Source organism: Streptomyces malaysiensis subsp. samsunensis (assembly GCF_024519315.1).
GTDB classification, from domain to species: domain Bacteria; phylum Actinomycetota; class Actinomycetes; order Streptomycetales; family Streptomycetaceae; genus Streptomyces; species Streptomyces malaysiensis.
Map to the genome: position 1 here is coordinate 33,010 of NZ_JANIIC010000021.1, position 14,550 is coordinate 47,559.

A 14,550-nucleotide genomic window follows, 5' to 3' on the forward strand; every position below is an offset into this window, starting at 1 on the left:
CTCTCCCCCTTCGCACCTTTCCACCCCCTTGGCGCGGACCGCGCAACGCTACCTGGAGGAAGCCATCATGACCACGCAGTCCCCTCTCGTCGTCGACCTCGCCGCGGTCGCCCCCAACCGTCGGCGCGGTGGCGACGTGCGCGCCATGCTCACCCCGACCCTGGTGGGCGCCACGAGCGGCTTCATGGGGATGGCCATCGTGGGGCCCGGTGAGCGGGTCGCCGAGCACTACCACCCGTACTCCGAGGAGTTCGTGTACGTCGTCAGCGGCGATATGGAGGTGGACCTGGACGGTGAGGCGCATCCCCTCCGCCCCGACCAGGCGCTCCTGATCCCCATCAACATGCGCCACCGGTTCCGCAACGTGGGCACCACCGAGGCCCGGATGGTCTTCCACCTCGGGCCCCTGGCGCCGCGCCCCGAGCTCGGTCATGTGGACACCGAGGCCGCGGAACCCGCCGAGGCGACGTCGTGACCCGACGGGTGGTGGTCACCGGGCTCGGCGTCGTCGCCCCTGGCGGGCCAGGCGTTCCGGCGTTCTGGGACATGCTCACCGCGGGCCGTACGGCCACCCGCAACATCACGCTCTTCGACGCGGAGCGGTTCCGCTCCCGCATCGCCGCCGAATGCGACTTCGACCCGCTGGCCGGCGGTCTGAGCTTCGAGCAGATCGAACGCTCGGACCGCTATGTGCAGTTCGCCCTGGTGGCCGCCCAGGAGGCGGTCCGGGACTCCGGTCTGGACCTCCAGGCGCTCAACCCCTGGCGGATAGGGGTCTCACTGGGCAGCGCGGTCGCCGCCTCCACCCGGCTTGAGCAGGACTACGTCAAGGTCAGCGACGCCGGTGAGCACTGGGATGTGGACCACCGCAAGGCGGGTCCGCACCTTCAGCACGCGTTCTCCCCGAGCGCGCTGTCCTCCGGGGTGGCGGAGCTGACCGGGGCGCAGGGCCCGGTGCAGTCGGTCTCCACCGGCTGCACCTCCGGTCTGGACGCCATCGGATACGCCTTCCAGGCGATCGAGGAGCGGCGGGCCGATGTGTGCGTCGCCGGGGCCGCGGACTCGCCGATCACCCCGCTGACCGTGGCCTGCTTCGACTCGATCAAGGCCACCTCGGCCAACAACGACAACGCGGCCACCGCGTCCCGGCCGTTCGACGCCCACCGGGACGGCTTCGTCCTCGGCGAGGGCGCCGCGGTGCTGGTCCTGGAGGAGCTGGAGCACGCCCGTGCCCGAGGGGCCCGGGTGTACTGCGAGTTCCGGGGGTTCGCCACCTACGGCAACGCCTACCACATGACCGGTCTGACCCGGGAAGGGCTGGAGATGTCCGAGGCGATCGACCACGCCCTCGGCCACGCCCGCGTCAACAGCTCCGACGTCGACTACGTCAACGCGCACGGCTCGGGCACCAAGCAGAACGACCGCCATGAGACGGCGGCCGTGAAGCGGTCCCTGGGCGAGCACGCGTACAAGACCCCCATGAGCTCGATCAAGTCCATGGTGGGCCATTCCCTGGGGGCGATCGGCGCCATCGAGGTGGTCGCCTGCGCCATGGCCCTCGCCCATGGCGTGGTGCCGCCGACGGCCAACTACGAGACCCCCGACCCCGAATGCGACCTCGACTACGTCCCGCGCACCGCCCGCGCCCTCCCGCTGCGCAATGTGCTGTCGGTCGGCAGCGGGTTCGGCGGCTTCCAGTCCGCGGTGGTGCTGAGCCGGGCGGACGGGAGTGCGGCATGAAATCCCCGATGAGCGCCCGTACCCGGGGCGCGGCCGTCACCGGTATCGGTGTGATCGCCCCGGGCGGGGTGGGCACCGACGCCTTCTGGAAGGCCACCCGGGAGGGCATCACCTTCCTCGACCGGATCTCCCGCGAGGGCAGTGAGCACTTCCCGGTCCGGATCGGCGGCCAGGTCCGCGGGTTCGATCCGGGCTCGATGATCGAGGAGCGCTTCCTCGTCCAGACCGACCGCTTCACCCACTTCGCGATGGCCTCGGCCGATCTCGCGCTGGACGACGCCCGGCTGCCGGTGGACGACATGTCGCCGTTCGCCGTGGGCGTGGTGACCGCCGCCGGTTCCGGGGGCGGTGAGTTCGGCCAGCGGGAGCTCCAGCAGCTGTACGGCAAGGGGCCGCGCTATGTGGGCCCGTACCAGTCCATCGCGTGGTTCTACGCGGCCAGCACCGGCCAGGTCTCCATCCGGGGCGGGTTCAAGGGCCCCTGCGGAGTGGTGGCGAACGACGAGGCCGGCGGCCTGGAAGCGCTGGCGCACGCCCGCCGGTCCATCCGGCGGGGGGCGGACGCGGTGGTGGCGGGCGCCTCCGAGGCGTCGCTGGCGCCGTACTCCATCGTCTGCATGCTCGGCTGGGACGAGCTGAGCCGGGCCCGTGACGCGGGCCGGGCCTATCTGCCGTTCACCGAGGACGCCTGCGGTTTCGCGCCCGGCGAGGGCGGGGCGATGCTGGTCGTGGAGGAGGAGGGGGCCGCCCGGCGCCGCGGGGTGCGGATCCGGGGCTTCATCGCGGGCTACGGCTCGACCTTCACCGGGCCGTCCCGGTGGGAGCGGTCGCGGGAGGGGCTCGCCCAGGCCATCCGGGTGGCCCTGGAGGACGCGGAGTGCGCCCCGGAGGAGATCGACGTGGTCTTCGCCGACGCCCTCGGCGTGCCCGAGGCGGACCGCGCCGAGGCGCTGGCGATCGCCGACGCCCTGGGGCCGCACGGCACCCGGGTCCCGGTGACCGCGCCGAAGACCGGCTTCGGCCGGGTGCACTGCGCGGCTCCCACGGTGGACGTGGTGGCCGCGCTGCTCGCGATGGAGCACCGCGTCGTGCCCCCGACCCCGTACGTCACCGACGTCTGCCATGACCTCGACCTCGTCACCCGCAGCTCCCGCCCCGCCGAGCCGCGGACGGCGCTGGTGCTCAGCCGAGGGCTCATGGGTTGCAACGCGGCGCTCGTGCTCCGCGGACCGGAAGGAGATTACTGATGTCCACTCAACTGTCCTACGGGGAGCTGGCCACGCTGATGAAGCGGTGCGCCGGGCTCACCGTCGACCCGGACATGATGCAGGCCCGGCCGGACTCCACCTTCGAGGAGTACGGCCTGGACTCGCTCGGTCTGCTCGCCATCGTGGGCGAGCTGGAGAACCGTTACGGCACCCCGATCGAACCGGGCGCCGAAAGCTGCAAGACCCCCGGTGACTTCCTCGACGTCATCAACACCTCACTCACAGGAGCATGAAGATGGCAGGCCACACCGACAACGAGGTCATGATCAAGGCACCGTTCGACCTCGTCTGGGACATGACCAACGACCTGGAGAACTGGCCGGAGCTGTTCAGCGAGTACGCCTCGGTCGAGGTGCTCCAGCGGACCGGTGACACCACCACCTTCCGCCTCACCATGCACCCCGACGAGGACGGCAAGGTCTGGAGCTGGGTCTCCGAGCGGGAGACCGCCCGCGATGTGCGCACGGTCTGGGCGCGCCGCGTGGAGCCCGGCCCCTTCGCGTACATGAACATCCGCTGGGAGTACGAGGAGGAGTCCGAGGGCACCCGCATGCGCTGGACCCAGGACTTCGAGATGCGGCCCGAGGCCCCGGTCGACGATCCCACGATGACGGATCACATCAACCGCAACTCCCGTATCCAGATGGATCTGATCCGGGACAAGATCGAGCAGCGGGCCCGGGAAACGGTGGGGGCGTGACCATGTACCGCACCATGATCGTGGCCAAGATGCAGCGGGACGCGGCTCCCCAGGTCGCCAAGATCTTCGCGGAGTCCGACCGCGGCGAGCTGCCCAAGCTGATCGGCGTCACCGGCCGCAGCCTCTTCCAGTTCGGCGATGTGTATCTGCATCTGATCGAGGCCGAGCGGCCGCCGGCCACCGAGGTCACCAAGTACGCCAAGCACCCGGAGTTCCGCGACGTCAGCACGCGCCTCCAGCCCTATATGCAGGCGTACGACCCGGAGACCTGGCGCGAGCCCAAGGACGCCATGGCGCACGAGTTCTACCGCTGGGACCGCACTCAGGGGTAGCGCAGCGCCGCACGGGGCCGCCGACGGAGTTCACACCTCCCGGCGGCCCTTTTCGTCATCCGCCTCGGTTTCATTATGCGCGGCGGATGAAAATCTCACACTACTGGGCTCATCGGAATGATGTCTGCTGAAAAGGTGAAAGGGCATCAGCCCGTTCGCGCGGCAAATGAGTGATCATTGCGCTTATCTCCACCCAGAGGGCTTACAACCGAGCAGATCGCAGGCCGCGCCGAGTGGCAGGGGGAGCCCTCTTCGCTGACGGTGGTTGAGACGCCGATGCGATCCCTTTATCTGGCAAATAGTCAGTATCGCGACGGCGCCGGAAGGAATGGCTCATGCGATCTACTCGCGCACTCTTCACCGGGGCGGCGATTGCCGCCACCCTGACCCTGGGCGCCCCCGCCGCCGCGTTCGCCGCCGACGTCTCGGACCCGGGCGGTCACGGTGGGTACTCGAGCAGCCAGGAGTCCTCCGAGGACGGCTACGGCCAGGGCGGCAGCTCCTGGAAGGACAAGGACGACCACGGCCGCGAGGAAGGCCGGGAAGACCACGGCAAGGAAGAAGAGCACGGCAAGGAGGACCCGGGCAAGGACGAGGGCGAGGGCGAGGACTGGTCCGGCCGGGGCAAGGACGAGGGCAAGGAGCACGACCCCGGCCGCGACCACGACCGCGACTGGTCCGACAAGAAGGACGACCACGACTGGTCCGGTGGCTCCTGGCAGGACCACGAGAAGGGCGAGAAGCCGCGCGGTGGCGTTCACACCGGTGGTGGCGGTCTGGCCAACACGGGCAGCGGCATGGCCGCCGGCTCGGTCCTGCTCCTCGGTGGTCTGGGCGCCGGCGCCTACGCCCTGCGTCGCCGCAAGCCGACCGGCACCGCGATCTGAGCCTGACTCTTCGTATTCTGTGCTGCCGTGGCACCTCCGCCGAGCGGTGGTGCCACGGCAGTTCCACGAGCGCTATGAGAAAAGCGGCCGCGAGAAAAGCGCCTTGGGCAAAGCACTGCGAGACGAAGCACTGCGAGACAAGGCGTTGTAAGACAAGGCGCTGTAAGAAAGGCGAACACCCCTATGGGAAAGCCGGCCAAGCAGGGCGCTGCCGATGGCAACACCCGTATCCTCCGCTGGGCCGCCGCGTCGGCCCTCATCGGCGTATTCCTCATCTACAACTCCGTTGACGCCGCCTCCCAGAACACTCCGTCGGTGGCCCGGCCCACGGCCAGCGCCCCCGCGTCCATCTCCGAACCGGAGAGCGACACCTCGAACGAGGACGAGTACGCGGACTCCTCGGAGTCACAGACCGCCCCCGAGTCCCGTCCGGGACCCGCGCTGCCGCGCTCCCCCGCGTCCCATCTGGACATCCCCTCGATCGGGGTGAGCGCGCCCTTCGTCCCCCTGGCGCTCGACGCCGCGGGTGTGCTGGTCCCGCCCCCGGACACCGAGCAGAACCTGGTGGGCTGGTACGAGGGCGGCCCCTCGCCCGGTGAGCGCGGCAACGCCATCGTGGCCGGCCATGTGGACACCAAGGTCGGCCCCGCGGTGTTCGCCACCCTCAGCCAGCTCAAGCCGAAGGGCAAGGTGGCCATCACCCGCGAGGACGGGATCGTGGCGACCTTCGTGGTCGACAAGATCAAGACGTTCAAGAAGAACGCCTTCCCGGACGAGAAGGTCTACGGGGACACCTCCAACGCCCAGCTGCGGCTGATCACCTGCGGCGGGGTCTATGACCACACGGCCAAGGACTACACGGCCAATGTGGTGGTGTTCGCGCACCTCAGCTCGTACCGGTACAGCTGACGCGCCGAGCGCTCCGCGGGAAGCGCGCCGATACGCCACGGTGCCCGCGTCGTCGAGGAAGGACGACGCGGGCACCGTGGCGTTGGTGTGCCGCTAGCGGCGGGCCGTGGCGGGCACCGTGGAGTCGAAGGCGTGCAGCGCGCCGTTGACGGGCCGGATGTCGGTCACGTTCAGACCGGCCTCGGTCATCCGCGCCACCATGCTGCTCTCGGTGTGCTTCCGGCCGCCCACATTGAGCAGCAGGAACAGATCCATCGCGGTGGTGAAGGAGGAGAGGCTGTTGTCGACGAGATTCTCGATGACGACCACCCTGGCGCCGGGCCGCGCCGCCGCGACCACGTTGGCGAGCGTCCGGCGGGTGCTCTCGTCGTCCCATTCGAGGATGTTCTTGATGATGTAGAGGTCGGCCTCGACGGGGACCTCACGGCGGCAGTCGCCGGGTACCAGCGTCGCCCGCGAGGCCAGGGCCCCGCCGTCCCGCAGCCGCGGATCGGCGTTCGCCACCACCTGCGGCAGATCCAGCAGCGCACCGTGCAGCGCCGGGTGCCGCTCCAGCAGGCTGGCCAGCACATGCCCCTGGCCGCCGCCGATGTCCACCACCCCCTTGACCCCGTCGAGTTCGAGGAAGGCGGCGACGTCGGCTGCGGACTGCCGGCTGGAGGTGGTCATCGCGGCGTCGAACACCCGGGCCGACTCGGGCGCGTCCTCATGGAGATAGGCGAAGAAGTCCTTGCCGTAGATCTCCTTGGCGACACAGCCGCCGGTGCGCACCGCCCGGTCCAGCAGCGGCCACGCGTCCCAGGTCCATGGCTCGGTGCACCACAGGGCGATGTTCCGCAGGCTGCCCGGGGTGTCCTCGCGCAGCAGCCGGGACATCTCGGTGTGCCGGAAGCGGCCGTCGTCGCTCTCGGCGAAGATCTGGCAGCAGGCCAGGGAGCGCAGCAGCCGGCGCAGCGGATCGGGCTCGACGTCCACGGCGGAGGCCAGTTCGCCGATGGAGGCGGGCCGCTCCCCCAGCGCGTCGGGGATCCGCAGCCGGACCGCGGCGCGTACCGAGGCCGCGCGCGCGGCGCCGAAGACGATCTCGCGCAGCCGCATGGGCGGCGGGAGCGCGGCCGGTGGGGGCTGTGCCGCGGAAGCGGAGGTGGTGTCCACAGTGGTCATCACGCCGCCTCTCAGCACCGGCCCGTGGGCGCGGACAGCTCACAGACGTTGTCGGTGAAGGTGTTGTCGGGGCCCTTGTCCCGGTCGGCCAGGTCGGCGGGCTGGTTGCCGCTCAGCACGTTCCGGCTGATGGCGTTCTTGGCGTTGGGGGCGCCGACGACGCTGGTGTAGAGCACGATCCCGCCGGACATGGGCGAGGTGCCCACGTTGCCGTTCACCTGGTTGCCCGTCACCCGGGTGCCCTCGGTGCCGGTGAGCACGATGCCGGCGCCCTGGATGAAGGGGAGCCGGTCGGTGGCCTCGCAGTAGGCGTTGTTCTCGAAGACGGAGTTGTGGCGGACGTTCAGGTCCCCGGCGCGCGGGGTCGATTCGTCGCCGACGATGAACACCCCGGCGCAGTTGCCGGTGATGGTGTTCCGCTCCACCGTGAGGTCGCGCAGCCGGCGGACCACGACACCGGTCCGGTTGCCGCTGAGCTCATTGCCGGCCACCAGGGTGCCCAGGGCGTCGGTGGCGCCGCCCTCGGCGTCGATGGTGTTGGCCAGGAAGACGCCGGACTGCTTGTTGTTCCGCGAGACGTTGTCGGCGAAGGTGCCGCGGGTGGACATCTCCTGACCCATGCCCTGCTGGCCGTTGGCCTCGGAGACGGTGTCCCGTACGGTCATCCGGTCGGTGCCGGAGCCCCAGATGCCGTTCTTGGGGAAGCCGGTGACCTTCAGTGAGCCGATCCGTACATCCGAGACGGGGTCTTCGGCCGTCCCGGTGACGCAGATGCCGTGGCCGGCCTCGCCGCAGGCGTTGTCCGAGGGCTTCTCGGCCGGGGAGAGCACGGTGGACTCGCCCGCGCCGAGCAGGGTCAGCCGGTCGGTGGTGATCTGGATGTTCTCCCGGTAGGTGCCGGGACGGATCTCGATGGTGTCGCCGGGCGCGGCGGCGTCCACGGCGGCCTGGATGGACTGGCCCGGCTGGACCACATGGCGGGTGGCCGCCTGGTCGGCGGGGGCGGCGTGGGCCGCGGGGAGCTGGGCGAGTTCGATGACGACGACGGCCGTGAGGCCCGCGAGGTGACGAAGTTTAGGTGTGCGCATGAACAGGAAGCTAGGTGCGCTCCACACCACTCGCCACTTATGTCCCATCCATCAGCTACGCACAGGATTACCCCACTTGGCCCCCTGGGGCACGCTCTCCCACGACGGCCGGGCGGCCTATTCGAGCACGCGGGACGCCCCGACCGGCAGATCCCACAGCTCCTCGCGCGGCCGGCCGGTGGCCTCCCAGGCGGCGCGGATCCGGTGCAGCGGCTCCAGGGGCGGCTCGGCCGAGAGCAGGAAGGTGGACCAGTGCATGGGCGCCAGCACCCGCGCCCCCAGGTCCCGATGCGCCCGTACGGCCTGCTCCGGATCAGTGTGCACCCCGCTCAGCATCCAGCGCGGCTCATAGGCGCCGATGGGCAGCAGCGCCACGTCGATACCCGGATAACGGCGGCCGATCTGCTGGAACCAGTGGCCGTAGCCGGTGTCCCCGGCGAAGTACACCCGCTGTCCGCCCGGCGCGGTGAGGACCCATCCGCCCCACAGCGAGCGGCAGGTGTCGGTGAGGGTGCGCTTGCTCCAGTGGTGGGCCGGGACGAAGTCGAAGCGCACCGGGCCGTCCGCGCCGGGCAGTTCGGCCGCCTCCCACCAGTCGAGCTCGGTCACCCGGGTGAATCCGCGGGCCCGGAACCAGCGGGCGAGCCCGGCGGGGACGAAGACCGGCGTCGCCGTCGGCAGCCGTCTGACCGTGGGCGCGTCCAGATGGTCGAAGTGGTTGTGGCTGATGACGACCGCGTCGACGGGCGGCAGATCCTCCCAGCGGACCCCCACCGGAGTGACCCGGGCCGGGGTGCCGAGGATCCTGCGGGCCCAGACCGGGTCGGTGAGCACGGTGAGCCCGCCGATCCGCAGCACCCAACTGGCGTGCCCCGCCCAGGTGAGCGCGGTTTCGCCGGGGCCGGTGAGCGGCGGCGGACCCGGTTCGAAGGGCAGCTCGGGGATCTCCCGGAGGCTCTCCAGGGGCGGCCTGAGCCGGCCCTCCCGGGCCAGCCGGGCCAGCGCCCGCACCCCCGGCAGCGGGGAGGTGAGCCGGTCGGCGAACGACCGCGGCCAGCGGCGGCTCTCGCCCAGCGGACGCGGGGCGGCCGGTTCGGGGGCGACCGTCTCGGGGATGCCCAGCTCCGGGACGCCCGGCGCGGGCGCGGCCGGGGCCAGCCGGGGCCGGGCGGCGGCGCCGGGTTTGGCGCGGCGCCGCTCCGCCGGTTCCGCCGGTTCGGCCTGCTCGGCGTGGTCGGTCATGGCCTGGCTCCCTTCCGTATCTGGGCCGGCCCTTCCCGCCGGCATGTCATGGCCCGGGGCGGCTCAGGGCACCGGGCCGTCCTCGATCAGGTCGCGGAAGGCCGTCTCGAAGTCGGCCAACGCCGTGGCCACATGGGGCAGTTCCAGTGGATCGGGCGCCTGGAGCGCCCGCAGCCGCGACTCCTCCGCCGCGCCGAGCAGCGGCAGGGTCGCCAGCCGGAGCCGCAAAGTGTGCGGGGGGTCGCCGAAACGATGGCCCCCGGCCACGCTCGGGCCGATCCGCCGGACCAGTTCGCGCTCCAGCTCCACCGAGTCGGTGATGCCACGGGCGGCGAGCACCCCGCGCAGCTCGTCGAGGTCGGCGTAGAGGTGCCGGCCGGCCTGCGGCGGGCGGGCCAGCGCCCCGACGGCGGTCAGCGCCCGGTAGACGGCCGCGGCCACGGCCCCGTGCGCACGGGACGCCGCCGCCATCCGGCCCCGGACCGGCTCCGGCTCGCCGAGGGCGTACGCGGCGGCCGCGGCGATGGACGTCGGCAGCCCGGAGCGTACGGCGGTGAGCAGGGACAGCACCCGGCCGCGCAGCTCCGCACCGCGCTCGGTGGCCGGGAACCGGGCGATCGCGGCGGGCCAGCCCGCCGGGGTGAAGGCGCTCACCAGGTCGGAGAGCACGATCACATGCTCGGGGCTCATCTCGGCGGGGCTCAGCAGCACCGTGCCCTGCGGATGGTGGACGGTGTCCCGCCAGGTCTCGTCGCTGACGATCAGCAGCCCCTCGGCCACGGCCGCCTCGCACACCTCGTGCAGCAGCTCGGGCGGGGCCACGGTGCCGGTGGGGTCGTCGGCCACCGACAGCAGCAGGACCCGGGGCACCCCGCCCTCGGCGCGGATCCTGCGGGCGGTCTCCAGCAGTGCGAACGGATCGGGCAGCCCACCGCATTCGGCCGGGACGGGCGCGTGGTGGGCCCGCCGGTCCACCAGCCGCACCAGCGGCGCGTACCAGGCGGCGCAGGGGCGGGGCAGCAGCACATCGCCGCCGGGCGCGGAGGCGAGCAGCGCCAGCAGCAGCGGCTCGGCGCCGGGGGCGACCACGACATGCTCCGGGTCGGTCCACAGCCCGCGCCGCGACCAGTAGCCACAGGCGGCCGAGCGCAGCTCCGCCGAGCCGCCGACCGGCTGCGGCGCGGTGTGACCGGCCGCCGCGACAAAGCTGTCCAGCAGCTCCGGGAGGACCGGCAGCCCGCCGTCGTCCCGGTCCGCCGGAGCCGGAGCGGTCCACTGCCGCTGCATCGTCCACACCTCCGCCCGTGTCCGGCGCGCCTCCGCCCACGTATGTCCACCTTCGCAGATCTCCGGCGCCGTTTCGCGGAAGGGGCCCGGGGGACCCGGGCGCCATGACAGCGATGCCGGAAGAACACGATGTGGTGGACGTGCTCACCGCGGACCACCGCACGGTGCGCACCCTCTTCGAGGGGTACCGCGCCACCATCGACCCGGAGCGGCGGCGGCAGCTGGTGCACCGGATGACGGTGGAGGTGGTGCGCCACTCGGTGGCCGAGGAGACCTATCTGTATCCCACGGTCCGCAAGGCGCTGCCGAACGGCGACCGGATCGCCGACGAGGAGATCGAGGAGCTGGCCGAGGCCGAGCGGATCCTGTCCGACCTGGACGCGGTGGACCCCGCGGACCGGATCTTCGACCCGCTGGTGCGGGATCTGATGGACGTGGTGTCCATGCATATCCGCGGCGAGGAGGACCTGGTCTTCCCCGAGCTGCGGGAGCGGCTCACCCCCGAGGAGCGGATGGTGCTGGGCCTGCGCGTCGGCGAGGCGGCGGCCGCGGCGCGGGGCGTGCCCCCGGTCAGCCCGGAGGGTCCCGGTCCGGGCCGGACGCTGGCCGACCGGGTCCGGGAGCGGCTGACCGGCCGAACGCGATGAGGTTCTCCTCCAGGCCGCGGCCGCGGGTGCGCACCACGGTCCCGGCGAGCTCCGCCAGCTTGCGGTTGGTCCGCTGGGAGAGGCGGCGCAGCAGGTCGAACGCCTGGTCCGCGTCGCAGCCCAGGACGTACATGCCGATGCCGCACGCCTGGTCGACCACCGGCCGGGTGCGCAGCGCCGTGTCCAGCTGGTCGACCTGGACCAGGGCGGCGCGGTAGAGCCGGTCCCGGGCCATGCTCTCGGTGGCCAGATCGCCGAGCAGTTCGGTGGCGCCCTGGGCGGCCTTGCCCAGGGGCCCTGGGCGCAGCCCGTAGACCGAGACGGCCACGGTGAGCCCGTCGCGGACGAAGGGCAGCGCGGCGGAGGACCGTACGCCCGCGTCCAGCGCCCGCGCCCGGTAGCGCGGCCAGCGGTCGTCGCGCAGCAGATCGTCGGCGCCCGCCGGGCGGCCGGTGTCCAGCGCCATGGGGATCGGGCCCTCGCCCGCGCTCAGCTGGACCGCCACCAGCGCGGACAGATCGGGGTGGGTGGCCGCCGTGGTCCGCTCGGCGGCCACACCGCCGGAGGGCGCATCGGCGAGTACGGCGGTGGCGGTGGCCCCGCAGCTGTCGGGGGTGCCCGCGGCGGCCTGCTCCGCCAGTTCGGCCAGGCCGCGCCCGAGGGAGGGCGCGTCGGTCTGACGGGCCACGCGGAGATGCGTACGGTCGGGCATCGCCGGATCCGCTCCTTTCGTCCTTTCGCCGCGGTGCGATGTGCTTGCTTCGCGGTGCGATGTGCTGGTCCGGCCCCGTCCTCCCGGGGCCCCGATTTTTCGCCTCTCCACGTCATTGGGGAGGAAAACAACGCCCATTCGGCCCGGTGGGGTCGGTCAGGCTACGGTGTGCCCATGCCAGGCGCACAGGAGTTTGGTGCGGAGCTCACGGACTTCCGCAGGCGGGTCGGGGAGTTGCGGACCGCTCGGGCGCTGCCCTCACAGGAGCGGCCGTCCCTGCTGGACGCCGCCCTCTTCGAGCTCCAGCACGCGGTGGACGTGCTGTGGCCGCGGTACGAGGAGCTGGCGGCCGCCACCCGTGGCCCCGGCGGTGGCCGCGCCGACCCGCAGGAGCAGCAGCTGCTGCGGGCGCTGTTCCAGCGGCTGCCGGTCGCGGCGGTGCTGCTGGACCGCGACGCCGTGGTGCGGCGCATGAACTTCGCCGCCACCCAGCTGTTCAACACCCGCGCCGGATACGCCACCGGGCGCCCGCTCACCACCTCGCTGCGGCAGGACGCGCAGGCGGCGCTGCGCTCGCAGGTCGCCGCGGTCGCGCGCGGCGAGGGCGACCGCAGCCTGACGGTGTGGCTGTCGCAGCCGACGGCCGACGGCGAGGCGCGGGTGACCCTGGCCGCGCTGCGGCCGCCGGGCGAGCCCCATCCGGCGGTGCTGGCGGCGTTCCAGCCCGGGATGGCCGACCCGTCGGGCGAGGGGGCGGCCGGGGCGCGGCGCCCGGAGTCCCGGCCGGATCTGGCGGAGGTGACCCGCCATGCCGAGCTGCTGGACCTGGTGGACGACATGGCGGCGGCGCTGCTGAGGACGGCGCTGACCGGAGCCGGTCCGGAGGCCGTGCTGGCCGGGGCCGCGGAGGTGCTGCACGGCCGGTTCGCCGACTGGGTGATCGCCGATCTGGTACCGGAGGCGGATCCGGGCGCCCCGCGCCGGGTGGTGGCGCTCGGCCCGCGGGACGCGGTGGGCGACCGTACCGCGTCCCTGGCCGAGCAGGACCCGGCGGACTGCCCCCTGGTGGTGGACGCGCTGCGCGACGGGGTCTCCGCGCTGCGGATGAGCCCGTACGACGCCGACGCCTTCGGGCAGGACGCCACGGGCGCGCCCGTGCTGGTGCGGGAGGAGGTCACCTCGCTGCTGTGCATACCCCTGCGCGCCTCCGCCACGGGCCCGGTCCGCGGGGCGCTCACGTTCTTCCGCACCGGCGGGCGCGGTGTCTTCGAGATGGCGGAGGCGGGCGTGGCGGACCGGATCGCCCGCCATATCGCCCTGGCCATGCCGCGCACCGCCCCGCGCGCGCCGGCCCCCGGGGCGTAACCCGCGCACATGGGCTCAGGCGGCACCGGGGCCGACCAGCCCGGCCGGGCGGGCGGTGCCCAGGGCGTCGTCATACGGATGCCGAAGATACGGATGCCGAAGTACACAGGGCCGCGTGCGCGTCTGATACGGCCATGCGGTATCAAACGAGGTTTCCTTCCCCGGGCGCCGGTTACCCGTCGCATCTGCCGGCGTCTGCCGGTATCCGCGCTCGAGGAGGGCCCCATGACCGAGTACGGCTATTTCCTGGCCGCCGAAGAACACGGGCCCGCGGAACTTGTCGAGCAGGCCCGGATGGCGGAGCAGGCCGGTTTCAGCCATCTGTGGATCTCGGACCACTACCACCCCTGGAACGAGGCCCAGGGCCAGTGCCCCTTCGTCTGGTCGGTGATCGGGGCGCTCTCACAGGCCACCAGCCTGCCCGTGCAGACCGCGGTGACCTGCCCCACCATCCGTATGCACCCGGCCATCGTGGCCCAGGCCGCCGCGACCAGCTCGGTGCTGCTCGAGGGCCGCTTCCGGCTGGGCGTGGGCACCGGCGCGGCACTGAACGAGCATGTGCTGGGCGAGCGCTGGCCGCCCGCGGCGATCCGGCTGGAGATGCTGGAGGAGGCCGTGCTGGTGATGCGCCAGCTGTTCGAGGGGCATCGCGTCACCCATCACGGCAAGCACTACACGGTGGAGAACGCACGGCTGTACACGCTGCCCGAGGAGCCGGTGCCCATCGACATCTCGGCCTATGGACCGGCCGCAGTGGCGCTGGCCGGGCGGGTCGGCGACGGCTTCATCACCATGGTCCCGGACGCGGAGCTGGTGGCGCGGTTCCGGCGCGGCAGCGGCGCCGGGGGCAGCAGCAAAGCGGCCCTCGGCGGGCTGAAGGTGTGCTACGGCCCGGACCCCGACGAGGCGCTGCGCACCGCCCACCGGCTGTGGCCGATCGAGGCGCTGCCCGCCGAGGTGCTGTCGACGCTGACCACACCGAGCCAGTTCGAGCAGGCCGCCGAGCTGGTCACCCCCGAGCGGATGGCCGGGAAGGTGGTCTGCGGGGATGACGTGGACGCGCACGTCGGCGCGCTGAGCGCCTACGGCGAGGCCGACTTCGACACCGTCTACATCAATCAGATCGGCCCCGACCAGCGCGGCTTCTTCGACTTCTACCGCACCAAGGTGCTGCCGCGGCTGACCGGCTGAGAACGGCCTCCCCACCGG

16 protein-coding genes are annotated in these 14,550 nt (G+C 72.4%); 11 read left to right on the forward strand and 5 right to left on the reverse strand.

Annotated elements, in window-relative coordinates; all coding sequences use genetic code 11:
* Nucleotides 1-67 precede the first annotated feature (67 nt).
* The 8 genes from NQU54_RS19205 to NQU54_RS19240 all read left to right on the forward strand — a co-directional run bounded on the left by NQU54_RS19205 (nt 68) and on the right by NQU54_RS19240 (nt 5,836).
* Nucleotides 68-475, forward strand: coding sequence for a cupin domain-containing protein (locus NQU54_RS19205; protein ID WP_069866998.1), 408 nt, complete (start codon nt 68-70; stop codon nt 473-475).
* On the forward strand, nt 472-1,740 hold the full coding sequence (locus tag NQU54_RS19210) for a beta-ketoacyl-[acyl-carrier-protein] synthase family protein (RefSeq protein ID WP_257632110.1): 1,269 nt from the start codon (nt 472-474) through the stop codon (nt 1,738-1,740). Before NQU54_RS19205 ends, NQU54_RS19210 begins: the two co-directional genes overlap by 4 nt.
* 8 nt (nt 1,741-1,748) lie before the next feature.
* Nucleotides 1,749-2,987: a ketosynthase chain-length factor gene (locus NQU54_RS19215; protein ID WP_257632111.1), complete on the forward strand. Its 1,239-nt coding sequence runs from the start codon at nt 1,749-1,751 to the stop codon at nt 2,985-2,987.
* On the forward strand, nt 2,987-3,241 hold the full coding sequence (locus NQU54_RS19220) for an acyl carrier protein (protein ID WP_069867001.1): 255 nt from the start codon (nt 2,987-2,989) through the stop codon (nt 3,239-3,241). Before NQU54_RS19215 ends, NQU54_RS19220 begins: the two co-directional genes overlap by 1 nt.
* Before the next feature lie 2 nt (nt 3,242-3,243).
* A complete protein-coding gene (locus NQU54_RS19225) occupies nt 3,244-3,708 on the forward strand; it encodes an SRPBCC family protein (protein WP_257632112.1) in 465 nt (154 codons plus the stop codon).
* Between the two features lie 2 nt (nt 3,709-3,710).
* On the forward strand, nt 3,711-4,040 hold the full coding sequence (locus tag NQU54_RS19230) for a TcmI family type II polyketide cyclase (protein WP_069867203.1): 330 nt from the start codon (nt 3,711-3,713) through the stop codon (nt 4,038-4,040).
* 335 nt (nt 4,041-4,375) lie between these two features.
* Entirely contained in the window at nt 4,376-4,927 is a 552-nt protein-coding gene (locus tag NQU54_RS19235) for a hypothetical protein (protein WP_257632113.1), read from the forward strand.
* 183 nt (nt 4,928-5,110) lie between these two features.
* Nucleotides 5,111-5,836, forward strand: coding sequence for a class F sortase (locus NQU54_RS19240; protein WP_069867004.1), 726 nt, complete (start codon nt 5,111-5,113; stop codon nt 5,834-5,836).
* A gap of 93 nt (nt 5,837-5,929) precedes the next feature.
* Here the strand turns inward: NQU54_RS19240 and NQU54_RS19245 are convergent, their stop codons facing one another.
* The 4 genes from NQU54_RS19245 to NQU54_RS19260 form a co-directional block, all read right to left on the reverse strand.
* Nucleotides 5,930-7,000, reverse strand: a complete 1,071-nt coding sequence (locus NQU54_RS19245) for a methyltransferase (protein WP_257632114.1) — start codon at nt 6,998-7,000, stop codon at nt 5,930-5,932.
* An 11-nt stretch (nt 7,001-7,011) separates the two neighbouring features.
* Complete coding sequence (locus tag NQU54_RS19250) at nt 7,012-8,088, reverse strand: right-handed parallel beta-helix repeat-containing protein (protein ID WP_099015353.1); 1,077 nt, start codon at nt 8,086-8,088, stop codon at nt 7,012-7,014.
* Nucleotides 8,089-8,205: 117 nt separating this feature from the next.
* On the reverse strand, nt 8,206-9,330 hold the full coding sequence (locus tag NQU54_RS19255) for an MBL fold metallo-hydrolase (RefSeq protein ID WP_257632115.1): 1,125 nt from the start codon (nt 9,328-9,330) through the stop codon (nt 8,206-8,208).
* 63 nt (nt 9,331-9,393) lie between these two features.
* Nucleotides 9,394-10,617, reverse strand: coding sequence for an aminotransferase class I/II-fold pyridoxal phosphate-dependent enzyme (locus NQU54_RS19260; protein WP_257632116.1), 1,224 nt, complete (start codon nt 10,615-10,617; stop codon nt 9,394-9,396).
* 104 nt (nt 10,618-10,721) lie between these two features.
* Between NQU54_RS19260 and NQU54_RS19265 the strand changes: the two genes are divergently transcribed.
* Nucleotides 10,722-11,264 (forward strand): hemerythrin domain-containing protein, encoded by a 543-nt coding sequence (locus tag NQU54_RS19265; RefSeq protein WP_257632117.1) that lies wholly within the window; start codon nt 10,722-10,724, stop codon nt 11,262-11,264.
* On the opposite strand, the gene NQU54_RS19270 is transcribed toward NQU54_RS19265, so the two are convergent.
* Nucleotides 11,188-11,976, reverse strand: coding sequence for an ANTAR domain-containing response regulator (locus NQU54_RS19270; RefSeq protein WP_257632118.1), 789 nt, complete (start codon nt 11,974-11,976; stop codon nt 11,188-11,190). The genes NQU54_RS19265 and NQU54_RS19270 overlap by 77 nt on opposite strands.
* Before the next feature lie 174 nt (nt 11,977-12,150).
* On the opposite strand from NQU54_RS19270, the gene NQU54_RS19275 reads away from it, so the two are divergent.
* Nucleotides 12,151-13,341, forward strand: a complete 1,191-nt coding sequence (locus tag NQU54_RS19275) for a PAS domain-containing protein (RefSeq protein ID WP_257632119.1) — start codon at nt 12,151-12,153, stop codon at nt 13,339-13,341.
* 225 nt (nt 13,342-13,566) lie between these two features.
* Nucleotides 13,567-14,532, forward strand: a complete 966-nt coding sequence (locus NQU54_RS19280) for a TIGR03557 family F420-dependent LLM class oxidoreductase (RefSeq protein ID WP_257632120.1) — start codon at nt 13,567-13,569, stop codon at nt 14,530-14,532.
* Nucleotides 14,533-14,550: the final 18 nt, after the last annotated feature.